Origin of the sequence: Cytobacillus sp. NCCP-133, from assembly GCF_026011715.1 — a bacterium.
In the GTDB taxonomy this organism is placed as follows: Bacteria; Bacillota; Bacilli; order Bacillales; family Cytobacillaceae; genus Cytobacillus.
This window is the reverse complement of sequence record NZ_BRVM01000009.1, coordinates 15768-41162: the sequence shown is the minus strand read 5'-3', so window position 1 is coordinate 41162 and position 25395 is coordinate 15768. Positions and strand designations below refer to the sequence as shown.

The window sequence follows — 25395 nt, the reverse complement described above, 5'->3', positions numbered from 1 at the left end:
GGAATGTCTATATGATGGAGGGTAAGATTGATGAAAAAGATTGTTTGGCCTTTGTTTTTGATCCTATTGGCCGGATTAATGTCTGCTTGTTCAAAACAGGAGGCAAATGCAGGCGCTCCCATTGAGGCAGCCAGTGTAGAATGGACGGAGGCTGAATTGGAAAAAGTCGATAACCAAGTTTCAAGTCTCTCCTCGCGCGCAAATGAACTTCAGAAAGAAGTAAATGCTCTATTAGGACAGACTCCTGGAACTGGCGGAAGCAGTGAGCCTGTCTTTTTGGATGTGAAAGCTGATTACTGGGCTTTTAATGAAATCATGGCGATTTATCATGATGGGGTGATCTCCGGCTATCCAGCTATTCAAAAGTTCCTTCCGGAGAATTCGATTACACGGGCACAGGCTGCTTCCATGCTTGTAAAAGCACTTAAGCTTCCTTTAAGCGAGGCTCCATCTCCTTTTTCGGATATAAACAGTGATCACTGGGCTTATCAGCAGATCATGGCAGTCACCGAAAAAGGGTACTTCAGAGGCAGCAACGGCAAATTTCTGCCCAATGACCCCATGACCAGAAAGCACATGGCTGTTGTCCTGCAAAGAGCCTTCGATCTGCAGGTCACAACAGAGCCATACGAGGATTATAAGGATGTCCCTCAAACAGATGATGGGTACCTCTACATCAAAGCAATCAGCCAGCATGATGTGGCAAGAGGAAGCGACGGCTATTACCGTCCATCCGAACCAACGAAACGCTCGCAATTCTCCGTCTTTTTATATCGTGCGTTGAACTACTAGGATATAGACCAAACCGGCATTTCTCTGAGAGAAAGCCGGTTTTTTGCGCTTTATTGATTATTGCCGGCTGGAGTATGCCAATTAGGGCTAAAAAGAAGTGAAAAAGCCGGATTCACAGCTATATTATTGGCCTATTTGCAAAATGGAAAGATCTAATTGCAAAAAGTCCGGATCTATTTGCAAGAAATCCGGGTTTAATTGCAAGTTCGCCTATTCTATTTGCAGAAAATCGTTTCTATTTGCAGGTTTGTTCATTCATTTGCAAAGTTCACATTTAAGCGATCCCTCCGTTAAATAATCCAAACAACAAAAAACCAGGCTCTAAACTTCAGAAGCCTGGTCCAAACGCTTATTATAATTTCTTAACCTCTATCCCTGTGTAATAATGCTTCAGGATCCGATCAAAAGTATAGCCTGCCTCGGCCATGCCACGGGCGCCCCATTGGCTCATGCCGAGGAGGTGGCCCCAGCCATCTCCTTTGAAAGTAAAGGTTGACGGAGCGGTTTTCACTTGAGTGGATCCATCTTTTGTCCGTACGTTCAGGTTCAAGTCCTCAACATATTCTGTTGAACCATCCGCCTTTTGGACTTGATAACCTACCAGGTGGCCGGATTTCGTTTCCGTGCCATTGGCCAGTTTGATATAGGCGTACGTGTCGCTGTAAACATTATAATGAATGCTTTTCAGTGATACGCCAAAAAATGATCGGTATCTGTCAGGCGATGACACAAAAGCAGGGTTTAAAGTGATCACGCTTGCGGTTTTTGATGTCTTATCGTAGACAGTAGCAGCCATTTGTTTAACTGCGCTGCTTGGCCCGCGCTCTGTTATTTTTAGGCCGGTTAATACCTGTGCTGTGTTTAGCTTGAGCTTTTGGCTTATAACTGAATTTTGCCCAACCGTTTCCCATCCATAATGGTAATTTCCGGGATGCTTGTCATAGGGGTCTTTTACAGCCCTGATGTATGGAACCTGGCTGCTCCACACGTTTTCGCTGTTTTCGGTATGACCGCCTGAGCTTGAATGGAAAAAGGCGTTGATGGGAACATTATTGTATGTGGCATATAGCCCGTTCGTTTCCGCTACCGCCTGGTTTCCCCGTGCATCTTCTTTCGACTTCCCCCCATAAACCTGGCTGGCTACAGTCATTTCTATATAGCCCTTTGCTTTATTGTTTTGGATTTGCGTGTAGGCATAGCTTCTGGCTGCAACCGCCTGGGCTTTAAGAGCCTCCATATGCCAGCTTGAAGGCATTTCGCTTGGTACCACGCCCTTTAGGTAATTTTCAACGTCTAAACGGTTGAAAAGAAGCGGGCTTGATTGGCCTGGTTTGACTTCGAAAGAACCTCTGTATAGGACATCGGCAATTCCATATGCTGTTTGGATTTTGCTGATTTGCACCTCATTTGTTTCTGCGGCTTTTACTTCATTCACATGAAAGCCTTTAGAAGAAGAAATGCTTGCTGTTCCAGAAGTCATTAATACCTTGCCATCTTTCATTTCAAAGGTGGCAAGGGTGCTTACTGGAACGAGTGACTGATTATCCATATTCACAATTTCGTAACTTCCTCGGGGAGTTAAAGAAAATTTTGTTGAATATGGTAACAGTTTTACTTTTATTTCCGTCTTATAACTGATAGGCGCAGAGGGGGAGCCTGTCCCTGATGCGGACCCTATAGATGATATACATAGGAAAACGATCAAAAACAAGAGAAAGAAAGGTGATTTTTTCATAAACGATTCCATCCTTAATTAGTGTCTGCCTGTTCCTTGAGCAATTTTACTTGTGCTTCAAGTTCAGAAACCTTTTTTTCTAGATTGGTCACTTTCTGGCTTAGCGGGTTGATTTTCGCCATAACCCATTCAACGCTCGCGATAACAGGATCGGTGTTAGCAAAGGCCTTTGTTCCGGCCACAAAGCTTAGCGAAACGACAAGGGCAGCAGCCAATAAAAATGATTTCTTTTTTTTCATAGAAAAATCCCCCAATTTTTTAAATAATATGCTATAAATGGTATTATAACAAATTATGCTAGTTTTAGAGTTTGTAAATTTGGGAATTTAGCAGAAATAACGAAGAATGTGTCAAAAATGACAGATAGGTGATAGGTTTTTTTCTCTATTCCCAATAAGTGATTCCGTGTGTTATAATTCAATCTGGCATAGGCTTGTTATCTACCATATTAGTATTTTCGGAATTTACTAGAACGTCTTAAGTGGAAAATAATTCAAAAAAATGCACATTGTTGCGAATAAAGTATGAAATGCCTGCTTTTACGGAAATCGAAATGGGCATGATATTTCTAAGGAGGGTCTGTATGTTTTACTTGACCTTGTTCATTTGCTTCATGGCTTCAATCCTTCTTACCCCGCTTGTTAAAAAATTGGCGTTTAAGGTTGGAGCAACGGATAAGCCGAATCACCGAAAAGTTCATGCAAAAATAATGCCTCGTCTGGGCGGTTTAGCGATATATGTAAGTTTTATCATCGGGATAGTCATTTTGCGGCCAACAGATCCAAATGAACCAAATGCTGCTCTCGCAATTGTCCTGGGAAGCTTGATCATCATTATGACCGGCATGCTTGATGACATGATTGAGCTTTCTGCCAAGTATAAGCTTATTGGACAATTGGCAGCTGCCTTTATTGTCGTATTCTACGGAGGGGTATCTGTTCCATTCATTAACCTTCCGTTTGGAGGCCAAATTGAATTTGGTTTTCTAAGTCTTCCGCTCACCATTCTTTGGATTGTCGGTATCACCAATGCAATTAACCTGATTGACGGCCTGGACGGACTTGCAGCAGGCGTTTCATCAATAGCGCTCATTACGATCTCCTTAATGGCGATTATTATGGGTGATGGCTATGTAGCAACGGTAGCTTCGCTCGTATTAATGAGCACATTGGGATTCCTGTTTTATAACTTCCATCCAGCCAAAATTTTCATGGGAGATACAGGTGCGCTATTTTTAGGCTATATTATCTCCGTACTTGCTTTGCTCGGCTTTAAAAACGTAACACTCATTTCGTTTATAGTTCCTATTATTATCCTCGGTGTGCCGATTTCTGATACATTCTTTGCGATTATCCGCAGGATTGTGAATAAAAAGCCGCTATCCGCACCGGATAAATCACATTTGCATCACTGCTTGCTGGGTATAGGGTTTACACATCGCCAGACCGTATTAATTATCTATGCTCTTGCAGCATTCTTCGGTCTAACGGCTGTGATCTTTTCTCAGGCAAAAGTTTGGGGAGCATTCGTTGTTATTGCCGTACTCCTCATCTTAATTGAATTTTTTGCTGAAAAAGTCGGGCTTATGGGCAAAGACCATCGTCCGCTTCACAAATTAGTAAGGGACTTAAGCGGCAAATAGCTGCATGAATAAAGACCGTCTGCTGGCACAAACTAAAAGCCAGCAGGCGGTTTTTTTTCTGTTCTTTAAAAGGTGAGGCAGGCACTAAATAAGTACAAAAAAGCTAGCATATAAGGATTTAAAATTGGATAAAAGACTCGTGCCAGGTATCTATAGCAGGTACAGACCGGTGTTTCGTTAAGAACAGCACAGGGTACCTCACTTGACAGTTCTCTCAGTTCAAAAGGATATAAATTCTGATATCATCAAAAAAACAGCCCAGATATGGGCTGTCATAGGTGTTTATCGGGATAAAAAGCCTTCAAGGATGTATGTCCATTCCTTTTTTATATCAGCTGGATTAGGCTTATCCAGCTTGTTTAGTTTAAGCGGTGTGATAAATTGGCTGGCGTGTTTCACAGATTGCGGTTTTTTATGGATAACCACAAACTCCCCAGCTTCAACGCCGGAGCGGATCTCGGTTTTGCCAACCACTTTCATGCCTGTTTGAATTTCCCTTTTTTCAATGGTGCCGTTTGAGGTCAGGATATTCACATATTCTTTATTTTTCTTTTTATAGATGCTTCCCTGAGGAGCCGTTAATACTCCGTTTGCTTCCTCCGTAATAATTTCAAGCGCCACATGTGTTCCAGGCAATATCTCATCAGTTGCTGCTTCGAGATCCACCTTAAAAGGATAAACCGTTTCCTTCTCCACTTCAGGTTCATCAGCTGGCAATGTTGAAATACTTGCAAGGGTGCCGTTCAGGTCTTCTTCCCAATTATGTGAGGATATAATGGCTTTTAAGCCTTCTGTGACTTTATTTATTTCCCCTTCTCGAATCATGCCTGCCACAGATATCGTTTTGGCACTGATTGTCATAAGCGGGCTGTTCAAATCGTGATTGATTTCTTTTATAATGCCGTCGACTTCACTTTTAACCGTCAAGCTTTCCATGTTTTCCTCAAGTTCATCCATTTCATCCTCCAGCCTTGAGGCTTCATCTTCAAGCAAATCCATTTCCAGTTCTTTATGGTAAATCTCCCGCTCAAGATCATGATAGCTTGTCATGTAATTCGGCTCTTTTTCTTTATGAAGTTCCATATCCAATTCAGCTTTGTAATCTGTTAAATCTGACATATGGCTATTTAAAGAGCTGATTTTGTCTTTGATTTCCTCTAACCGGGCTTCTAGTTTTGAGATTTCATCGACAATCTCTTTGGGGGAGTACTCGAATAAGGAGTCTCCTCTCGTTACTTCATCTCCTTCTTTTACAAAAAACTGACTAAATGCCCCCATCCTCTCATCAAAGTAGACGTGGGACTCATCTGATACAACAGCGACGCCTGGTTTATTCATCACGTTCCTGAGATCTCCCTGTTTAACAGATGTCCAGCTTTCAATATATTCCACTTTTTCTACTTTGCTATGTTCCTTCTTAATTAAGAAAATATTAAAAGAAACAAATAATAGGATGGTTGCAATAAGTAAAACCAGCTGCCATTTTTTCAACATGTTCAACACCTTTATACTAGGTTTTCAATTTTTATATAAGAAAGGAGAGTGTTCACAATCCAAAAGAAAATATTTAAGGCTAACACAATCCAAAATATAAATCTCGAGTTTTTCTCTGTAAGCTCGTTTAAATAATAATATTGAATAAAAATGGCCCAAAGATGAAAAAGGGTAATGGTTCCGAATGCAGCAATGATCCATTCATTAACGGTTAAATATTGGAATAATGCACCGAAAGAGAAAGGCGAGTAAATGGGATCAACACTTAGCAGGAAAGAGACAACCATATTTACCGCTTTTCCACAGACTAAAATTAAAAAGGAATACGCCTGAATAATAAGAAGTTTTTTATATTCGATCTCCGTTAAAGTCCAAAAAAATAATGCCGGCAAAAAAATGAAAAGACTTGCGTATACAAGTCCCCACACAACTTGTCCTATGGCAAACAATAGCTTTTTCAATTCAAATTCATGGGCCAGGGATGCGGTTAATTCCCTTGAGAGTGTTTCAGTTCCAATTCCTGACAGGGAGCCGAGTGCAAAAATGCATGAACTCGCTATAAATAGCAGAACGAGACGGGGCAGCAGCCCGATCATAGCTTCCGATTCCTTTAATTGATAGGACAAATATCTTGGAAAGAGGACTCCTTTTAACAGCCTGATTCGATAATACATGATAAAATCCTCCATCATCTTATTTTTTTCAACTGTATCTATTTTACAGCATAACGCTATTAACTTGAAATAAAAACCAAAACATAGATGATAATGGTACAATATCCTTATTTTTAAAGCATAAGTAATGATCAAGCTCTTTAAGAAGCTTATTTGATCTGGTAAATAAAAGAAAAAGCCCGCCATTTTTTCAGGCAAGCTGACCAGACCAATTTTCAATTTTGCTCTTGATGAAAGTGATATATTTGGTATCCAATTGAAGCTCAAAAATAATGAGTGACTTTTCCATAAAGGATTTTGCTTCTGGAATATCTTCGAGGAGCTCATAATTGTAGCCAATATGGTAATGAAGTTCTGCAAGGAGGAATAAATCCTCATTCTCGATGCACCAGTCAATCGCTTCTTTGCAATAGGTGATGGAGCGGCTATAGCGGCCAAGCCTGGTAAGAACACGGGCAATATTGTAATAGAGCCTTGTTTTTATGGTGCCATCCTGGATGTGGGGCAGATGATTAAGCTGTTCCTGGGCGAGTTCATAAAGCTGGAGGGCTATTTCCAAGTGGCCTTCCTCAAAATAGATGATTCCCTTGCTGATCAAGATTTCAAGCTCCCGTTCCGTCCATATTTTATCATGGGTAAGCCCGATGGCTTCTTCAAAAAGGGAAATGGCTTTTTTAACGTTATTTGTCATGTGGTAAATATATATTCCTTTATGCCATAAAAGTAACTGAAAGTTTCTTCTATTCTGAGAAAATAGCGGATTTTTTTCTTCGGTTTGTACAATTTGCTTCACTTCTTCATAATCTAGCTTCCGCCTGGCAATAACCAGCTGTCTGCTGACTTCTTTCACATAATCCAGTCTTGGAGTCGTCCCGATATCAAAAAAGTAGTTGACATCCACCCCCAGGCGCTGTGATATTAAATAAAGTGTGGATGCATACGGATAGACATCGCCCTTTTCGATTTTGCTTATCTGGGCTTGGGTACAAATTCCCTCTGCGAGCTCTTTTTGCGAAAGTCCCAATAGCTTTCTTAATTCCTTAATTTTCCCCCCAATAGCTGAAAAGTCCATTTTTCCACCCCTATCGATATATTCCTAAAGTTATATTTTTATAAAAAAATGAGAGAAAAGACCCGAAAAACTAAGGAAAACAACACGAAATGGTCTCTCATCGCCTCTTAATGCCAGTTGATAATATGTTTTAATGAAATTAAATAAATAGAGCAAGACATTGAATTTTAGGAGGTATAGTAAATGAAAAGACGTGTAATTGCCATTTTTGCAGCTGTAACATTGATTCTGACTGCTGGAGCAGGCGTTAGCGCTGCTGCAGGCAAGGATAATGGCGGAATTCGTACTTTAGAACTTCCTTCCATGCATTAATATTAATGACTTATGTACTAGTTTATCGGTTTTACGAACCATATCTTGCATCTGAAATCTCCAATTTTGGCATCCTGGCTGCAGGATGCCTTCTTTTTTTCTCTATATTAATGAATATACTAGAACGTTTGGCAATTTCAAACCCCAAAATATGCTTATAGTTATATTTTTCATCATGCCGATGCAGTTATAGGAAAATTTGAAGCAAAATAGAGGTTTTTAAGCTTAATTAAGCAAATCCAGAAAATTTCTAACTCTGTTATAGTATAGGTAAATCCTACTGAAAGAGGTGTCCTATGGAAAAAGAACTTGAAATGAGAATTCTGCCGTCTTTTTGTGAAGAGAAATGTGCAATAATATTTTCGGTCCATTTTAAATTGGAAAAACAAAAAATTGGTGAGGCGATCATTTACACTTGCTCCGAAGGATATCAGCCAGAGGATTTATCACCATCGAAAAACAGTAAGTTCAATCTTAAACAGAAGATAGCTTATATTAGAGAATTCGAAGTGATTGAGGAGTATAAGGCAAAATCGTTAAAACATGTGCTGGAGTTTCTAAAGGTGATCGGCATCCAAAACTATATGTTCAAAAAAGAGAATACAGAGCATCAGCTTGAATTAAGTGTATAAAAAATCGTCCGGTTTCCATTGAAACCGGACGATTAGCTATATCAGTACGCTTCCTCATCATTTTCAAGGTCTGAATTAACCAAGTCTGATGTGTATCCAGGAACTTGGAGATGACTTTTAAGGGTTTGTTTTGTTGTTTCCAGTTCGGCCGGGTCAAGCTGGTAATAGTATACACCGTTGATATAGCTGTCGCCGCCGGCAAGGGTTAAGGTTTCTATATCAATTCCTGTACCTGCAGTGGCATAGTCGATAAAGGTCTTCATTTCACTGAAAGAAAGGTCTGTGGACATATTATCGCCTACCGCTTCTATCACATCGGAATATTTGGTGACACCCTTGGCCGACACAGCTTTCCTGATGATGGCCTTTAGGATTTCCTGCTGGCGCTTTCCGCGTTCGATATCATTATCAAGCTTTCTGGTGCGGGCGAGGGCTAATGCTTCTTCACCATTCAGTTCTTGTAAGCCGGCTTGCAAATTGATTGCATTTTTGCGGTCACCAGAATCTTGCTCGCTTAACGCATAGGGTACTTCTACTTCAATGCCGTCTAAAGCGTCAATCACATCAATAAAGGCGTTGAAATTCATATTGACGTAATAATCAACCGGGACATCAAGCAGTTCTTCGACAGCTTCAATGGTTGATTTAGCTCCGCCGCTTCCATATGCATGATTGATTTTATCTTCATAGCCTTTGCTTGGAATATAAACATAGGAATCACGCGGAATGCTCAATAGTTTAACAGACTTTTGTTTCTCGTTCAGGGTAGCAAGCATCAAAGCATCTGTCCTTGAGCCTGCACTAAAGTTACGAGTGTCGCTGTCATCCACTCCGATGAAAAGAATGGAAACATTATCAATATCCGGATCCACGGGTTTTTCGCGTTTCGCGTTTTCACGTTCAATCGGGTTATAGGATTCATCCATTACGGATTGGGCTTTGCTGTATAAGAATGCACCATAGGAAGTGACTCCCAGGATTAACACCAGCACCGGGACAATTAAAAAGAAAAAAATGCGCTTTCGTTTCTTTTTCTTTCGATCAGCTTTATAGGTCGTTCTATAATTATCAGCCATAGGCTAGCTCCTTTAAAAAAAGTAATGGAAAACAAGATTTATTTTATCGTTTGTTTGCCAATTCGTAAATTCTATTTTTAACTTATATTTCTTCTTCCAGGTAAAGCAGCTCGCCTTCGAAGATTTCAGCCTGTCCGTTTGTGAGATCCGTCATCCAGCTGGTGAAGTCCTGAACATGGCCTTCTTCCACAAAGGTCTCAATCTCTGCTTGATCAAGATAATGAATTTCTTTTAAGGAATAAAGGGAGGAACGAAGCTCATTTTCCAGTTTTCCGAGCCAGGGATAGCCGACTTTGGTGTGCATGACTTTCATTAGCTTTCTTTCGACTATTCCGGCCGCTTTCATTCCTTCTGAAGCAGCTTTGCCATAAGCGCGGATCAGGCCTCCTGCCCCTAATTTTATTCCGCCGAAGTATCTGGTTATGACAGCTGCAGTATCTTTTAATTGCTTTTTTTTCAAAACTTCGAGTATGGGAACGCCGGCAGTGCCGCTTGGTTCGCCATCATCATTCGCTTTCTGGATTTGATCGTTCTCGCCGATCAGGTAAGCAGAGCAATTATGGGCAGCATCCCGGTGCTTTTTCTTAATCGATTGGATAAATTCCTGTGCTTCATCTTCAGATTCAGCACGGGAGATATAAGCGATGAATCTGGATTTTTGAATAGTAATTTCATGTTCGCCATAGCCTTTTACCGTATAATAGCGTGGCAGCATTTTACCGCTCCTTTAAATAGAGTTACTTAAATGATGACAGTTTTTATTATAATTCGACAGCGCCGGAAGAGATAAAATTTCAACTGATTGTAATGAAACTTTAATATAGGTGCCTTTTATGCGTGCTATAATAATTAATATTCTAATAGTAGAAATTTCTTTATCGCACAATAATTTCTAGGTCTTAAAGAGTGTAATCTTCCTTAAATTAATAGATTGCAGGAAGGTTTAACCATTAATAATATAGGATATAAGACATGGATATGCAAGCCGGATCTATGCCATTTTACCGAATTTTATGTGTATTGGTATAGTTTTCATGCTTTGGTGATAGTATCCTTCCTTCATTCGCGCTAAAATGATGGTACAAAGCATAAGGGCTGAAAATGTTGGGGGATATAAATGAATATAAAGAAATTTGATACAAAGACACTCGACCTTATTCTGCAAAAAATGATAGATACTGTAGGGACAAGCAAGAATGAAATCTTTCGGATTAGCGAACAATGCCGCACGGACCATGAAACGCTTACGGATGAGCTGAAGGAAGTAAAGCGGCTGGTATTGAATGTTATTGATGAAGGGGACAAGCTGGAGATCCAGACGAAATTTGCCCGGAAGCGGCTGTCTGAAGTGAGCATGCATTTTAAAGATTATTCGGAAAGTGAAGTACGGGAGGCTTACGAAAAAGCACACCAGCTCCAGATGGATCTTTCCATGAACAGGCAGCTGGAAAAGCAGCTCCGTGACCGCAGGGATGATATTGAAAGAAGATTGCTCGGATTAAATGAGACGATTGAACGGGCTGAAACCCTTGTATTGCAAATTACAGTTGTGATGAATTACCTGATGGGTGACTTAAAGCAAATGGGGGAAATCATTGAGGATGCCAAGCTCAAGCTTGACTTTGGGTTAAAGATCATCGAAGCGCAGGAAGAAGAGCGTAAAAGGCTATCGAGGGAAATTCATGATGGCCCGGCGCAAATGATGGCCAATGTGATGATGCGTTCCGATTTAATTGAGCGTGTTTATAACGAGAGGGGCGGCGATGAGGCTCTATCCGAAATCAAGGACCTCAAAAAAATGGTCCGAAGTGCTCTTTATGAGGTGCGAAGAATTATATACGATTTGCGTCCAATGGCACTTGATGATTTAGGGTTAGTTCCAACCCTCAAAAAATACCTGCAAACCATCGAAGAGTATCATCGTACGACAAAGATTAAATTTGCGAACCTGGGTTCAGAAACAAGGCTTCCTTCCCAGTATGAAGTGGCGCTTTTCAGATTAATTCAGGAATCTGTTACAAATGCACTAAAGCATGCAGAGGCGCGTGAAATTACAGTAAAGCTGGAAATAAATCAAACTAGAGTTGCAGCCGTCATCAAAGATGATGGCAAAGGGTTTAATATTCAGGAGAAACGAGCAGAGTCATTTGGGATTATCGGCATGAGAGAAAGGGTTGAACTGCTCGAAGGCCAGCTTTCAATCGATTCCAAAATGGGAAAAGGCACCATTGTGATTATTCAAATACCTTTAACACTTAAAAAAAGAGATAAATAACAGGAACAGCTTAGGGAGGCGAAACAATTGACTACGAAGATTATTATAATTGATGACCATCAATTATTCAGAGAAGGGGTAAAACGCATCTTAGACTTTGAAAAATCATTTAATGTAGTAGCAGAAGGCGATGATGGAACGGAAGCCATCACATTAGTGGAAGAATATGACCCTGATGTTGTGATCATGGATATCAACATGCCGAATGTGAACGGTGTAGAGGCAACGCGCCAATTAATTGAAAAGCATCCGGATTCAAAGGTCATCATCCTATCCATTCATGATGATGAGAATTATGTGACACATGCCCTTAAAACTGGCGCAAGCGGATATCTATTGAAAGAAATGGATGCTGACGCATTGGTTGAAGCTGTTAAAGTGGTAGCCGAGGGCGGATCCTATCTTCATCCAAAAGTTACACACAATCTTGTTAACGAATACCGCCGTCTGGCCACCGTGGGCGCAGGAAGCAGCAGCTCATACTTACAGCCGGAAATCCGCCGCCCGCTTCACTTACTGACGCGCCGGGAATGCGAAGTCCTTCAGCTCCTTGCTGACGGAAAAAGCAACCGCGGAATCGGCGAAGCACTTTATATCAGTGAAAAAACGGTTAAAAACCATGTCAGCAACATCCTCCAGAAAATGAACGTAAACGACAGAACACAAGCTGTTGTCGTTGCGATTAAAAATGGCTGGGTGGAAGTGCGGTAAAATAGCAATTTCTCCAAAAAACACGTGAGAGCCTAAGGCATCACGTGTTTTTTTATATTTTGGTATTCTTTAATCTCTTTGCTGCTTTTAAAGAAGGCCAGCTGCTGCGGTTTGCAGAATGGGCCTGATATCAGCATTTCTCATTTGGGCGTATTTGATTAGTGTAATCAGTTCATGTAATTCCTTGGGTGATGCTACTTCCAGAAGCCAGTTTGCCAGTTCTAATCCTTCGATAGAATAATTTTTCGTGGGGACCTTTATGTACTTAAATTGTTTTAATGTGAAAATAAGTATTTTTTTATTTGCGTAATAATGGCTATCATTGAACTGGTTTATTGCCTCTGGAGACGAAGCTTGGTGCATGCTGTTCTACTCCTTCTATACAATTTATAGGCATAGGATAGTTTAACAAAAATTTTCCTATGCATGTACCATTGAGAGATAAATCCATCATTTTACACATTTTTCATTTACAAAATGTGTAAATGAATGCAGTATATAGGTAAAAGGAATTATTGCAGGAGGGACCCGATATGTCCAATTACTATCATTTATCCACTGAACTTCTTCTTGAAGTATATAATGAAGCTCTAAAATACCATCTCGATCCAGCACTCATTGATTTATTAGTGAATGAAATTGAAAAAAGAGGATTGGGCTATTCCGAATAATAGCCAGGACAATCACCTATAAACACTTTCCGTTTAGCCGTAAGATCCTCAAAGACACTCCCTAATCTTAATGCAATTTCCTCCTCTATCATATAAAATGAACATGAACATACAGTAGAGAAAAAAGAGAAGGATGGTAACTCTATTTATGAAAACGGCTGTTGTAACGGATAGTACAGCATACATCCCAAAGGAATTAAGAGAAAAATTAACGATACATATGATTCCCCTTAGCGTGATTTTCGGAAACGAGACCTATCAGGAAGAAGCGGAAATGACGGCTGCGGATTTTTATAAAGAAGTGAAGCATAAGGCGCTTCCTACGACTTCACAGCCGCCGGTCGGGCAGTTTGCGGAGCTGTTTGAGAAGCTTTCTCAGGATTATGATGCAGTGATTTCCATTCATCTGTCGAGCGGCATCAGCGGCACATTTGGTTGAATGAATTGAGAACTTTTAAATCTGCAAATAGAACCGCTAAACCTGCAAATAGAGTGTCAGAGTATGCGAAAACAAAAGGTTCGTTTCCTAATTTATCCCTGCATAGAGGTGAACACATTGAGATTTACCATAAAAAATAACATATTGACCCCATTTTTAATTGAAAAACCCCAAGAAAGCCGCCCAATTTCCTCCTTCGAGGCCATTCCGCAGCCGCCGCTCAATGAAACCTACTCTTTTAACAAAAAACTTCAGCAATTCCTCCACGGAAAACAGCTTTTACTTGATGACCTCCCGTTCCCTATTGAAGAAATCCATGAACATTACGAAAATGGTTATATCCTATACCGAAAAGGCATGACGAAAGAGAAAAACAAATCCACCTGTGCCAGGTGCGGCAATGAAGATCGAGCACTTTTTGTATGCTTTCCCTGTGCACGCTGCGATGAGGAGCATTGCACCTATTGCCGTAAGTGCTTGATGATGGGGCGGGTGAGTGCATGCACGCCTTTGGTCAGCTGGAGCGGTCCAGTGCAGACTCAAAGTGACAATCAGCGTCCGCTAAAATGGAACGGCACACTTTCACCCGGACAGCAGCTCGCCTCGGATCGAGTGAAGCAGGCTGTCACTGACAATACTGAGCTTCTCGTCTGGGCTGTTTGCGGTGCAGGCAAAACGGAGGTTCTTTTCGAGGGAATCAACACAGCACTGGCAGCTGGGAAAAGAGTTTGCATCGCCACACCTCGAATTGACGTAGTTCTCGAGCTTGGTCCCCGCTTAAAAGCTGTCTTTCCAGAAATCCCGGTCGCTGTCCTCTTCGGCGGCAGCGAAGACCGCCATCTTCAAGCGCCTCTTACCATCGCCACTATCCATCAGCTTCTCCGTTTTTACAAAGCGTTTGACACCGTCATCCTCGATGAAGTCGACGCCTTTCCATACACGGCTGATGATAGCCTCCAGTATGCTGTCCGCCAATCCCGCAAACCTGTCTCATCTATGATTTACCTCACCGCAACGCCCAATCAAAAATGGCAAAAGGATTGCCATAACGGAAAAAGAGAGTACGTCACCATCCCTGCCAGGTATCACCGTCATCCTTTGCCAGTTCCCGCCTTCAAATGGTGCGGCAACTGGGAAAAGGCACTCAAAAAAGATCAGCTCCCCTCTGCAGTTACACAATGGATCAAAAAACGGCTTGAGACTCAAAAGCAATGTCTGCTCTTCTTCCCCAACATCGATAAAATGGACAAAGTTCTTCCTATCCTCCGGAAGCTCGAACCGAAAATTGAATCCGTTCACGCAGAAGATCCGGACCGAAAAAGCAAGGTTCAAAAAATGCGGGATAAAGAGGTTCCGATGCTCATTACAACGACTATCCTTGAAAGGGGCGTTACGTTTCCAAATGTAGACGTAGCCATTCTTGGAGCGGAGGACCGCATTTTTACCGAAAGTGCCCTTGTCCAAATTGCCGGCAGAGTCGGCCGAAGCGCACAGTTTCCCAGTGGCAATATTACATTTTTTCATTACGGCAAAACCGAAAGCATGGTCAAGGCACGCAGGCAGATTCTTAAGATGAATGAAGAAGCCAAGAAGAAAGGGCTGATTGCTTATTAAGTGCTTAATTTGCCACCAAGAAATTTCTCCTGTTGTTACCTGGTCGTCTCTGTGGTCCAAGCCGGAGGAGAATGATCTTTGTAAAAAATGTTCAGAGAAGCTCAATTTTATCGAAGGAGAAGCCTGCGAAAAATGCAGCCGCCCGTTCAGCGGATTGGATCCGCGTTATCGAACAGGCAATCTTTGCCATGATTGTACAAGGTGGAATGAGGATCCTGAATGGGGAAGCAGCCTCGAAAGAAACCAGTCTCTTTTCCTATACGATGACTTTCTTAAAGAGGCCATTGCCCGATATAAATTCCGGGGAGATTATATCCTTGCGAGAGCTTTCTCCCCTTTTATAAAAAGCAAACTGCAAACCCTCGACTTTGACCTGCTCGTCCCAATCCCGCTAAGCTCTGAGCGACTCTATGAACGCGGATTCAATCAGTCCGCTGCCCTGATCCGTGAAGCAGGATTCACCGCTGCAGAAATGCTTAAGCGGACCCATGCTGAAAAACAGTCGAAGAAGGCCCGAAATGAGCGGATTCATCTTCAGCAGGTATTTCAGCGAATCGCGGATCACGACGCCGAGAATAAAAAAATCATCTTAATCGACGACATCTACACCACAGGCTCCACGCTATATCATGCTGCAAAGATCCTGAAGGAGGCGGGAGCTGCTTCCGTTTGCTCGCTGACGATCGCCCGATAATAGAAAGAGGGACTGGCTCCATATGCTTCCTGACAATCGCACGATAATAAATGGCAAAATTTCCTTTGTAATAAAATGTTAACAATTCACCCATAGTGCTAACTTCATATGGTAACATATTCTAATCAAGGGCAAATTTTACGAAGGTAAAAGACGCAAAGCCGCGGGCCTAAAGCAGTAAGATATCTGCCACGGCAGCCGGGCTGCAATTTAGATAATAAATACTTTCCTCATTTGCCTTTTAAAGGAAAGGAGATTGCATTGAACAACCTTTTTACTCTATTTAGCAGGAAGTCTAGTGATGAGCAAATCCATTTGGATATTGAGGATCCACGTATCTTCCGCACTCTGTTTATTCACAACCCTGATATGACTTTTATTACTGATCTAAAAGGAAACGTTTTGGAAGTCAATAACAGTACTTATGAAGTCACAGGGTTTTCAAAGGATGAAATAATCGGAGCCAATATGGCCTCTTTTATTAATGAGGAAGAGCTCCAAGCGGTTATGAAGTCATTTCAGCAAGTTTTAAGAGGAAAAGTCCAAAATACGGTTTTTTCCATTTTCCATAAACAAGGCCATTTAATAAAGGTTCATAATATTTCAATCCCTCTTTATAAGGACAGGCAAGTTATAGGCGCCATTGGGATATCCAAGGATATTACAAAAGAAGAGACCCTGAAAGAAACGCTGGAGCTGCAAAATCAAAAATACAAGTCGCTTTTTGATCATCATCCTGATGCGATCTATACACTTGATTCAGAAGGAAAGTTTTCAGAGTATAATGAGTCTTTAGAGGAATTGCTGGGATACTCACCAAGTCAGTTATCCGGTTCTTTCCGGGAAGTTATATCTGAAAAGCATTTGAAAAAGACAATGGAACATTTTCAAAAAGCACTTCAAGGCAACCCGCAAACCTACCATAGCGTGGGGATCAATAAAGATCATGATTTAGTAGATTTACAAGTTATAAATGTTCCAATGAAGATTAACGGTACGATTATGGGTGTTTTTGGTATAGCAAAGGATATTACAAGTTTCCGCAAGCAGCAAAAAGAACTGGAGAAAACGCGGGATGCCCTGAATCGGGCCCAGCTGGTCGCCAATATCGGGAGCCTGGAGTATGATATTGAAAAAGACAGGGGCTTTTGGTCCCTGCAATTATTTCGAATTTTTGGCATTGATCCCGAACAGGGGTTTGTTCCTACTCTTGATCGTTATGTAAATTATGTGCACCCTGAAGATCGGGACTCTTTTAAAAATCAGTTTGACAGGCTTTTGGCTGATAAAAAAAGTGCATGGATCGAGTGCCGCATTTACCGTAAAGATGGGGAGGTCCGCTGCATTCAGCATAAAGCCGATTATTTTATCGATGAGAAAGGCTCACCTAAGGTAATCGCCACCGTTCAGGATATCACAGAGAAAATAGCAATCGAAGAGAAGCTCTATGAAAATGAACGAAAGATTGCGCAGCTCTATGAAAACCTGGACATAGGCATCTATTCTGCTGATCTGATAGAAAGAAAGGTACTCCATTTTTCAAAAGGGGTAGAAGGAATCTTTGGCTATACGGCAAAGGAATTCATTGATGACTTTGACCTGTGGGACAGAATTATTCACCCTGAGGACATGAAAGGAGTCCAGAAGGAGCGCACCAGGCTGAATGAAGGGAAGAATGTCCGGTATCAATACCGTGTTTTCCACAAATCCGGCGAACAGAAATGGGTACGTGCCCATTCCATTCCTTATTTCGATGAAAAGGGTTCTCTTGTCCGTGTGGACGGGTTTATAACGGATATTACCGAATCCAAACGGCTTGAACAGAAGATGCGGTATATGGCCTTTCATGATTATTTAACTGAACTTCCGAATCGCCGATTTTTTGACCACAAACTGAATAGCATGCTGGAGAGCAGACCGCAACACAAATTTGCGGTGATGTTCGTAGAGCTGAGCAGGTTAAAACAGATCAACGATACACTGGGAGTCGCAGTCGGGGATGAATTGTTAAAGCAGGTTTCTGAAAGAATGAAAGAATCATTAAACAGCAGTCAGACGGCCTCGAGAATTAACGGAGATGAATTCGCGATTATGATGGAAGATGTTCAGCACATCGAAGAGCCTACTAATCTGGCTCAGGCCATCACCCGTTCTATCTCAAAGCCCTACCTGATCGAAGACTATGAACTTTTTATCACTTCCACTACAGGCATTAGCATTTATCCCAATAATGGGAAAACAGCGGAAGAGCTGCTCAGAAACGCGGATGCCGCTTTGTACCATGCCAAACAAAGAGGGAAAAATAGCTATCAGGTGTACAATTCCTCTATGGATATTGAATCTTACAAGCTATTTACCCTTGAACGTGATATGCGGGCTGCTTTGAAAAATAATGAACTATATCTGGAGTATCAGCCGAGAGTTGAGACTAAAACAGGCCGAATCCTGAGTGCTGAAGCCTTGCTTAGATGGAATCATCCCGATTGGGGAAGAGTTTCGCCGGCGGAATTTATACCCGTTGCCGAGGAATCCGGCCTCATCCTGGATATCGGTGATTATGTAATCGAAAAAGTCTGCAATCAGCTGCGGACATGGATGGAGAAAGGTCTGCATGTCGTTCCGGTCTCAGTCAATATTTCTCCGCAGCGTTTTTTAAAAAATGACCTGGTTTCCATTTTTAAGAAAGCTTTGGAAAAGCATAGGATTGACCCCCATTTAATTGAGATGGAATTAACCGAATCCTCCCTGATTAATTACTCGGAAAATGTCATTACAGTACTGACTGAGCTGGGGGGGATGGGCGTGAAGATGGCTTTGGATGATTTCGGCACAGGTTACTCATCCATCACCCAGCTGAGGAAACACAAGTTCAATGTGCTAAAAATTGATAAATCCTTTATTCAAAATATGGATAAAAGCCCTGAGGATGCAGTCATTACGGCCAATCTAATTCAGCTCGCCCATGGCTTGAATATGGAGGTTGTGGCTGAAGGCGTTGAAACCTTCGGAGAGTATCAGTTCCTACGGCAAAAGGAGTGTGACCAAATTCAAGGATTCCTGTTCAGCAAGCCCGTCCCGCCTAACCTTTTTGAACAAAAACTGGCTGTTGGAATCATCAAGCCTAAAGATGCCCATAAAGAGAATGGCTATAAAAAGCTGAGGAGATTTTTCCGAGTTGAATTCCCATATCCGCTGGGGGCTGATATGACAATCCTAAAGCTCAATAACAAAAGAGTTGAAATGGGATCGACAGAGATCCTGATTGAGGACATGGGGCCGGGCGGATTGAAATTTGTATCCCAAATCAAACTCCCTGTCAGACAGGACATCCTTTTAAAAATTGAAACAGAATTACTGGGGAAGCTGGTTTCCTTTACAGGGTTCATCGTATGGAAAGAAGAGCTATCAGATCCTCTTGCCAACTACGGATTTCAATTTATTATCGAGGAAAGTAGCCGAGCGGAAATCGTGACGCTCCTTATTAAACTGCAAATCCAGCTCAAGAAAAACTCAATGGTGCCGGAATGCCGTTTCATTCAAATAAGCAGCAGCCATCTTTATTTTCAATAATTTTTCTATAATTCTCCTGCTCTTCCAGCTATAATGATGTCAAAAGAGTGTAGAAGGGGAGAACTTACTATGGCTGAATTATCAAATTGCCCGAAGTGCGATGCCATTTTTGTCAAAAGTCAATTCCGCGACATTTGCCAGGACTGCTGGAAAGAGGAAGAACAGGCATACGAAACAGTCTATCAATATATCCGCAAGCGCGAAAACCGCACGGCGACAATCCTTCAAGTGGTGGAAGCTACAGATATTGAAGAAGAGCTGATTCTGAAATTCATTCGAAATGGGAAGCTGAAGCTGGCGCAGTTTCCGAACCTTAGCTATCCTTGTGAAAAATGCGGAAGAGGGATTAGGGAAGGGAAGATTTGCGTGAAATGTGCTGGGGAGCTCAAAAAAGATCTTCAGCAATTTACAGCAGATGAAGAGCGCAGGAAGGAATCGGCGAAACGTGAAAAACAAGGAACCTATTTTGTAGTAGATGGAAATTATAAGAAGTTTTGACGCTAAAGGATATCTTTCGGGATGTCCTTTTTTGTTTGGGATTAAGGAAATAATTACTAAAGGAATCTTTGTTTATCCTAATGATTAAGATTGTTCATATCAATCCGATAAATAAGGTAATAAGGCTATAGGTACGGGAGTGGAAATGATGCAAGTTACTAGCCAGATTCCTAATAATACACCAGCTGCTGAACTTTCTTTGGATCTGAAAACCGGGGAAGTAAGCGGTGCGCAAATTAAAGAGAGATTATCGGACACAGAGGCCGTTCTTAATATAAGAGGAAAAGAGTTTCAGGCAAAATTTGAAGGCGGGGTCCCTTCCGCAGATCGGGTAACGGTTCAGATTACCGGTGAACATGATGGTTCAGTCAACGTCAAAACCCTTGCAGTTGAAAATTCAAAAAGCCCAGCAGCTCCCTCCAATGAATTGAAGGTGCTGCAAAGTCTAGGGCTAACAGGAAATGAAAAGCCTGAGCTAAAAAAAGCACTGCAAATCTTATTGGATAAGGGGTCGCCGGTTTCCAAAGAGATTGTAAGAGACTTAAAGGCGTTCATTGATCAGGGGGAAGGAACAATCGACTCCAAAATTGAAACGGTTAAAGCGCTTGCCAACAAGCGCCTTGAAGCAACAGGCACACAGCTGCGCGCTGTGCATGAAGCTCTTCACGGAAAGCCCTTAAGTGAAGTTCTGTCTAGTCTAGCAAAAGAAATTGATCCAAATTTCAAGCTGGAAAAGGCTGAAACGCCTGTCCAAAAACAAGATTACACTGTTCATAAAAATAATAGAAATGCGGCTGTGAATGGTTTTTCTCCGCCAGACCGGAATGTACAAAGCTCTGGCAATAGCGAGAACAAAATGAAGTCTGCAAGCTCTTCTGACGTAATCAAGTTGATCCAAAGCAGCCGGGAGACTTTGGTTAGTGAACCAAATCTTAAAAAAGCCATTCAGCAAACCAGATCAACTGTCATTAACAATCCGGCTTTAGATCCGGAAATGGCCAAAGGTATTGTGAAAGCAGCAGCAGAAGCTGAGAAACTTCAGTCAATTGGCAGGGAAAGGCTAGCACAAGCTCTAAAAAATACAGAAGATCATCTTCTGAGAAGAGAACAGCAGACAGTTCAGACAAGTACTCAAGCGAAAGAAAAGTGGATAACGCCAAAAATAGAAGATAAACCTGCAGAAATCATAAGAGCGGTAAAAGATGAAGCGGCAAAAAGTCCTGATATCCGAAGATCGATTGAACTAGTAAAAAATCGCTTAATAGAGAATCCGCAAATTGCAAAAGAAGTTTCAGATATGTTAATACGGGCGGTCAATGAAACCACCTCTTTAGTAAGGCAGGGCAGGATAACAGCGGCAAAGGAGGTTATGACTGAAGCTTTAACGAAGGCGGAAACTGAAATAAAACAAATCGAGGCACGCCAGCCTGTGCAGACTGAGAGAAATCATGCGGAGCAGCGACCGATAGAAGTGATCAAGCAAGCAAAAGTCGAGGTCCAAAACGAACCGAATCTTCAGCGGGCAGTAGAGAAAGTGCATGAGCAAGTTGTCCAGCACCCGCAAATGGACCGAGAAGTAGCGCAAAAGATAGAAAAAGCGTTAAACGAAACAGTGCGACTTCAGCAAAATGGACAGGAATCGGCAGGCAGAGAACGTCTCCAGCAAGCCTTAACAAAAGCAGAAACCGAAATAAAACAACTAGAGGCACGCCAGCCGGTGCAATATGAGCGGAATATCCAGGAACAGCGCCCAAGCGAAGCCGTGAATAAAGTAAAAGCGGAGGTCCAAAACGAACCGAATCTCCAGCGTGCCGTGGAGAAAGTCCGTGAACAGGTTGTCCAGCATCCAAGAATGGACCGAGAAGTGGCGCAAAAAGTGGAGAAAGCGTTAAATGAAGCAGTTCGGTTACAGCAGACTGGGCAGGAGTCAGCCGGCCGTGAGCGTCTGCATCAAGCCTTAACAAAAGCAGAAACGGAACTGAAACAAATTGAATCCCGTCAGCCAGTTCAGGCTGAGCGGAACATTGGAGAACAGCGCCCAAGCGAAGCCGTGAAGCAAGTAAAAGCGGAGATCCAGAACGAACCGAATCTGCAGCGGGCCGTGGAGAAAGTCCGTGAACAAGTTGTCCAGCATCCAAGAATGGACCGGGAAGTGGCGCAAAAAGTGGAGAAAGCATTAAACGAAACAGTGCGCCTTCAGCAAATGGGCCAGGAGACAGCGGGCCGCGAGCGTATCCAGCAAGCGTTAACGAAAGCAGAAGCTGAACTCAAACAAATCGAGGCGCGCCAGCCGGTGCAGGCAGAGCAGAAGATTCCAGAGCAGCGCCCAAGTGAAGCGGTCAAGCAGGTAAAAGCCGAGGTTCAAAACGAGCCGAATCTTCAGCGTGCAGTAGAAAAAGTCCGTGAACAGGTAGTCCAGCATCCGAGGATGGACCGAGGAGTATCTCAAAAAGTGGAGCAGGCATTAAGCGAAGCAGTGCGCCTCCAGCAGATAGGCCAGGAGACAGCAGGCCGGGAGCGTCTCCAGCAAGCCTTAACGAAGGCGGAAACGGAATTCAAACAAATCGAGGCCCGCCAGCCGGTGCAGCCTGATAGAAATGTTCCTGAACAGCGTCCAAGCGAAGCGGTAAAAGAAGTAAAAACACAAATACAAAACGAACCTGATCTTCAGCGCGCTATTGAAAAAGTCCGAAGCCAAATAGTAAACAACCCTTCAATAGATAATGAAACTGCCAGAAATGTAGAAAAAGCACTAAACGAGGCAGATCTCCTTCAGCGGATCGGCAGGGAATCAGCCGGGCGAGAAGTTCTTGAAAAGTCTTTAACTAAAGCTGAGGCAGATTTAAAAAGCCTGGAAGTCCAGGGAGCTAAAGATGAAGTTCCGCTAAGAGAAACAATCAAACAGGTGCGTGAGCAAATACAGACTGAAGCGAATACAAAACAAGTGCTGCAAAAAGTCCAGGAACAGCTTTTAAATAATAAACAAATTGATCCTTCTATAGCGAAAGAGATTGAAAAACTTGCAAAACAAACAGGTCAATTAGATCAGGCGGGCCGTGACAGGATTATTAAAGTACTGCAGCAGGCAGAAGCGGCTTTAAAGCAAACAGGGAATCTAGCAGAAAACACTGCCGCAGACAGTGAACAGCTTATGAATAAAAACCAAAAGAATAGCCTGGCTCAGGGCTCAGGAATGAATGAGCAAAAAGCAGAAAGACTGCCATCTGAAGCAATTAAGCAATTAATAAAGCAATTCCAGAAAGAGCCGGATTTGGCACGGGCATTGGACCTTGTCCGTAAAGAAATAACAAGCAATCCCGGCATGAATATGAGCACCGTTGATAAAGCAGAAAAAGCCATCAGCCATGCTGCACAGCTTCAGGAGAAAGGCCGTGAGCTGGGAGCGCGTCAGCATATGGCGAAAGAACTCTCAGATATTGAACAAACTTTAGCTAAATCAGAGCCTAAAATGTCAACGGAAGCCAAGCCTGCGGCAGAGGCCCTTCAGTACGACCTTAATGAACAGCTTCAATCAATGGGAATTCAGTCAAAGGATATTCTTGTTACAAAGGTAACCCAAAAACTTGCACAGGCGACCCATGATTTCCGCGAATTAAAGCGTGAAATAACCAGAAATTTGGATAACGTAGAGCATCTGATCAACGCATTTAAGAAAAATGCTTACCCTCAGGCAAAACAGATGCTGGAAACAGCCATTAGCAAGCTGGACAATGCCATTTTAAAAAGTGAAATGATGCTTTTCACGGATATGAAAACTGAAAAACAGCTGATGCAGGCAAGCTCCCAGCTGGCGGAAGCCAAAAAACTGCTGGCAAAAGGCGACCACGCACTGGCCGGGAAAATTGTCAGTGAAGTAAAGACACTAATAGATAAAGTCATCTTCAAACCGTCTGAGCAAAAAGTGGTTCATTTTGTGGCGAAGGAAAGTATGATGCTCGAGAAACAGCCAGCTGCCCAGCATGTGATTAAGCAATTCAATGAAACTGCGAGCGGATATTTAAGCGGTGAGCCATCTGCCAGACAAATGTTTGAGATGGTAAAATCCATGGGGCTAAACTACGATAGGGATATAGCAAACTCTCTTGTATTCAATAAAAACGATCAAGCCCAGCTGGAGCAAAAGCAAAATTTTAAGGCTGCTCTCATGAAGCTTGCCTACGGAGAAGGACAGGAGACGAATTCTAAAATCGCCCAACAGGCAGAGCAGGCACTCACAAACTTAATGGGCCAGCAGCTTTTAAGCAAATCAGATGCCAGCGGAACACTGCAGAGCATGTTTTTTAATCTGCCCATGCTGTTAGGCGGAAAACCAGAAAACCTGCAAGTGTTCGTTAATTCTAAAAACGAAGGTCAGCAAGTGGACTGGGAAAACTGCAACCTCTATTTCTTATTAGAAACCAAAAAACTCGGAGATGTCGGCATTCTGCTTAATTCGACAGACCGTAACTTGTCTATCACGATAAAAAATGACCTTCCTGGCTTTAAGGAAAAAATGGAGCCATTAGCAGGCTTCACAAAGGAAAAGCTCCAGGAGGTCGGCTATAACGTCAGCAGCATTAATTTTACTAGGATGAGTGCCCCTCAGCCGAAGCTGGCACCGGATCAAGGGGGACAGGCTCACGAGAACGACCAAAAACCACTAAGACCTGTCTTTACCGAGAAAGGAATGGACTTCAAAATATGATGGTATCCACTTACTATAATCAAAAAAAGCGTAGGGAGCTAAACGGTCCGTCCGCAGCTGTCATCAAATACGATGAAGAAACAGGGAAATCACCCACCATTGTTGCACAGGGAAAAGGGCAGGTAGCCCAACAAATTATAGCTTTGGCAAAACAGAACAATATCCATATGCAGGAGGATTCAAATCTGGTGGCAAACCTCCTCGATATGGATTTGGGAGATAATATCCCCCCTCAGCTCTACTCGGTTATGGCAGAGATTTTATTATTAATAGAAGAAATGGAAAAAAACTATTAAATACATTGAAAAAAGTCCGATAAGATAAATAGTTAAATCATTTGGAGGTGCACATAAGTGACCGACTTCTTGACTGATGAGCTGATTTATAAGAAATCGCCGCAGGAAATTACATCCATGCTTTATGAAGCATGTATTGATAATTTGGAAGGAGCTATCTCAGCTCTAAAAAAGAAAGATTATTTTACTTCAAATAAATTATTAAAAAAATCAAATGATATTCTCTATCGTTTGGATGCGGGTATTAACTATGAAGCCGGCATCATCGCGGATCAGCTTGATGCCCTATATGATTACATGTCAGAAAAGCTGATTGAAGCCAATATAAAGAAAGATGTTTCAGCGGTAGTAGAGGTGCTGAAAATTATAACAGAACTAAGCACGTCCTGGAATGAAGCATTGAAAAATAAGACCAGTGTTCTGCCTAACACAGTCCGTCAAAAGAACTTAGCATATGAAAAACATATTCTTACAATGAACTAAAGGGGATAAC

Annotated in this window: 22 protein-coding genes, 1 pseudogene and 1 riboswitch; of the genes and pseudogenes, 15 read left to right on the top strand and 8 right to left on the bottom strand. The window is 42.2% G+C overall.

The genetic code is table 11. The features are described from left to right. Nucleotides 1-30: 30 nt before the first annotated feature. A complete protein-coding gene (locus NCCP133_RS12015) occupies nt 31-792 on the top strand; it encodes an S-layer homology domain-containing protein (protein WP_264805239.1) in 762 nt (253 codons plus the stop codon). Nucleotides 793-1144: 352 nt separating this feature from the next. On the opposite strand, the gene NCCP133_RS12010 is transcribed toward NCCP133_RS12015, so the two are convergent. Together NCCP133_RS12010 and NCCP133_RS12005 are read right to left on the bottom strand one after the other, a co-directional pair. Further along, a complete protein-coding gene (locus NCCP133_RS12010) occupies nt 1145-2341 on the bottom strand; it encodes a SpoIID/LytB domain-containing protein (RefSeq protein WP_264805346.1) in 1197 nt (398 codons plus the stop codon). Between the two features lie 200 nt (nt 2342-2541). Then, nucleotides 2542-2766, bottom strand: a complete 225-nt coding sequence (locus NCCP133_RS12005; protein WP_264805238.1) for a hypothetical protein — start codon at nt 2764-2766, stop codon at nt 2542-2544. Between the two features lie 344 nt (nt 2767-3110). On the opposite strand from NCCP133_RS12005, the gene NCCP133_RS12000 reads away from it, so the two are divergent. Beyond that, entirely contained in the window at nt 3111-4169 is a 1059-nt protein-coding gene (locus NCCP133_RS12000) for a glycosyltransferase family 4 protein (RefSeq protein ID WP_264805236.1), read from the top strand. A 282-nt stretch (nt 4170-4451) separates the two neighbouring features. Here the strand turns inward: NCCP133_RS12000 and NCCP133_RS11995 are convergent, their stop codons facing one another. From NCCP133_RS11995 to NCCP133_RS11985, 3 genes are all read right to left on the bottom strand, one after another. Next, nucleotides 4452-5663, bottom strand: coding sequence for an efflux RND transporter periplasmic adaptor subunit (locus tag NCCP133_RS11995; RefSeq protein ID WP_264805234.1), 1212 nt, complete (start codon nt 5661-5663; stop codon nt 4452-4454). A gap of 11 nt (nt 5664-5674) precedes the next feature. After that, nucleotides 5675-6337 (bottom strand): hypothetical protein, encoded by a 663-nt coding sequence (locus tag NCCP133_RS11990; RefSeq protein ID WP_264805233.1) that lies wholly within the window; start codon nt 6335-6337, stop codon nt 5675-5677. A gap of 190 nt (nt 6338-6527) precedes the next feature. Continuing rightward, nucleotides 6528-7409, bottom strand: coding sequence for a helix-turn-helix transcriptional regulator (locus tag NCCP133_RS11985; protein ID WP_264805232.1), 882 nt, complete (start codon nt 7407-7409; stop codon nt 6528-6530). A gap of 183 nt (nt 7410-7592) precedes the next feature. Here NCCP133_RS11985 and NCCP133_RS11980 point away from each other — a divergent pair, with 183 nt between their 5' ends. Beyond that, on the top strand, nt 7593-7721 hold the full coding sequence (locus NCCP133_RS11980) for a hypothetical protein (RefSeq protein ID WP_264805231.1): 129 nt from the start codon (nt 7593-7595) through the stop codon (nt 7719-7721). 296 nt (nt 7722-8017) lie between these two features. After that, nucleotides 8018-8353: a hypothetical protein gene (locus NCCP133_RS11975; protein WP_264805230.1), complete on the top strand. Its 336-nt coding sequence runs from the start codon at nt 8018-8020 to the stop codon at nt 8351-8353. Between the two features lie 41 nt (nt 8354-8394). On the opposite strand, the gene NCCP133_RS11970 is transcribed toward NCCP133_RS11975, so the two are convergent. Further along, the gene (locus NCCP133_RS11970; RefSeq protein WP_264805229.1) at nt 8395-9429 is read right to left on the bottom strand and encodes an LCP family protein; all 1035 of its coding nucleotides are present in this window, start codon (nt 9427-9429) and stop codon (nt 8395-8397) included. Between the two features lie 82 nt (nt 9430-9511). Next, nucleotides 9512-10144 carry a YigZ family protein gene (locus NCCP133_RS11965; RefSeq protein ID WP_264805228.1) on the bottom strand — a complete coding sequence of 211 codons (633 nt, stop codon included), beginning with the start codon at nt 10142-10144 and terminating at the stop codon, nt 9512-9514. Between the two features lie 402 nt (nt 10145-10546). Here NCCP133_RS11965 and NCCP133_RS11960 point away from each other — a divergent pair, with 402 nt between their 5' ends. Next, on the top strand, nt 10547-11704 hold the full coding sequence (locus NCCP133_RS11960; RefSeq protein ID WP_264805227.1) for a sensor histidine kinase: 1158 nt from the start codon (nt 10547-10549) through the stop codon (nt 11702-11704). 27 nt (nt 11705-11731) lie between these two features. Beyond that, a complete protein-coding gene (locus NCCP133_RS11955) occupies nt 11732-12415 on the top strand; it encodes a response regulator (protein ID WP_264805226.1) in 684 nt (227 codons plus the stop codon). An 87-nt stretch (nt 12416-12502) separates the two neighbouring features. Here NCCP133_RS11955 and NCCP133_RS11950 read toward each other — a convergent pair whose 3' ends face one another. Continuing rightward, on the bottom strand, nt 12503-12778 hold the full coding sequence (locus NCCP133_RS11950; protein WP_264805225.1) for a hypothetical protein: 276 nt from the start codon (nt 12776-12778) through the stop codon (nt 12503-12505). A gap of 170 nt (nt 12779-12948) precedes the next feature. Between NCCP133_RS11950 and sda the strand changes: the two genes are divergently transcribed. The 9 genes and pseudogenes from sda (at nt 12949) to fliS (ending at nt 25385) form a co-directional block, all read left to right on the top strand. Then, a complete protein-coding gene (sda, locus tag NCCP133_RS11945) occupies nt 12949-13086 on the top strand; it encodes a sporulation histidine kinase inhibitor Sda (RefSeq protein WP_264805224.1) in 138 nt (45 codons plus the stop codon). A gap of 148 nt (nt 13087-13234) precedes the next feature. Next, nucleotides 13235-13519, top strand: a pseudogene (locus tag NCCP133_RS11940) (DegV family protein); the annotation flags it as partial. A gap of 123 nt (nt 13520-13642) precedes the next feature. Beyond that, nucleotides 13643-15139 (top strand): DEAD/DEAH box helicase, encoded by a 1497-nt coding sequence (locus NCCP133_RS11935; RefSeq protein ID WP_264805223.1) that lies wholly within the window; start codon nt 13643-13645, stop codon nt 15137-15139. Next, the gene (locus tag NCCP133_RS11930; protein WP_264805222.1) at nt 15129-15833 is read left to right on the top strand and encodes a ComF family protein; all 705 of its coding nucleotides are present in this window, start codon (nt 15129-15131) and stop codon (nt 15831-15833) included. The genes NCCP133_RS11935 and NCCP133_RS11930 overlap by 11 nt, the downstream gene beginning before the upstream one ends. Before the next feature lie 120 nt (nt 15834-15953). Further along, nucleotides 15954-16044: riboswitch (cyclic di-GMP riboswitch) on the top strand. Nucleotides 16045-16094: 50 nt separating this feature from the next. Beyond that, nucleotides 16095-19403, top strand: coding sequence for an EAL domain-containing protein (locus NCCP133_RS11925; RefSeq protein WP_264805221.1), 3309 nt, complete (start codon nt 16095-16097; stop codon nt 19401-19403). A gap of 69 nt (nt 19404-19472) precedes the next feature. Then, the gene (locus tag NCCP133_RS11920) at nt 19473-19901 is read left to right on the top strand and encodes a TIGR03826 family flagellar region protein (protein WP_264805220.1); all 429 of its coding nucleotides are present in this window, start codon (nt 19473-19475) and stop codon (nt 19899-19901) included. A 145-nt stretch (nt 19902-20046) separates the two neighbouring features. Next, the gene (locus NCCP133_RS11915) at nt 20047-24606 is read left to right on the top strand and encodes a hypothetical protein (protein ID WP_264805219.1); all 4560 of its coding nucleotides are present in this window, start codon (nt 20047-20049) and stop codon (nt 24604-24606) included. After that, nucleotides 24603-24902, top strand: a complete 300-nt coding sequence (locus tag NCCP133_RS11910; RefSeq protein ID WP_264805218.1) for an EscU/YscU/HrcU family type III secretion system export apparatus switch protein — start codon at nt 24603-24605, stop codon at nt 24900-24902. Before NCCP133_RS11915 ends, NCCP133_RS11910 begins: the two co-directional genes overlap by 4 nt. A gap of 57 nt (nt 24903-24959) precedes the next feature. After that, the gene (fliS, locus tag NCCP133_RS11905) at nt 24960-25385 is read left to right on the top strand and encodes a flagellar export chaperone FliS (RefSeq protein WP_264805217.1); all 426 of its coding nucleotides are present in this window, start codon (nt 24960-24962) and stop codon (nt 25383-25385) included. Nucleotides 25386-25395 lie beyond the last annotated feature (10 nt).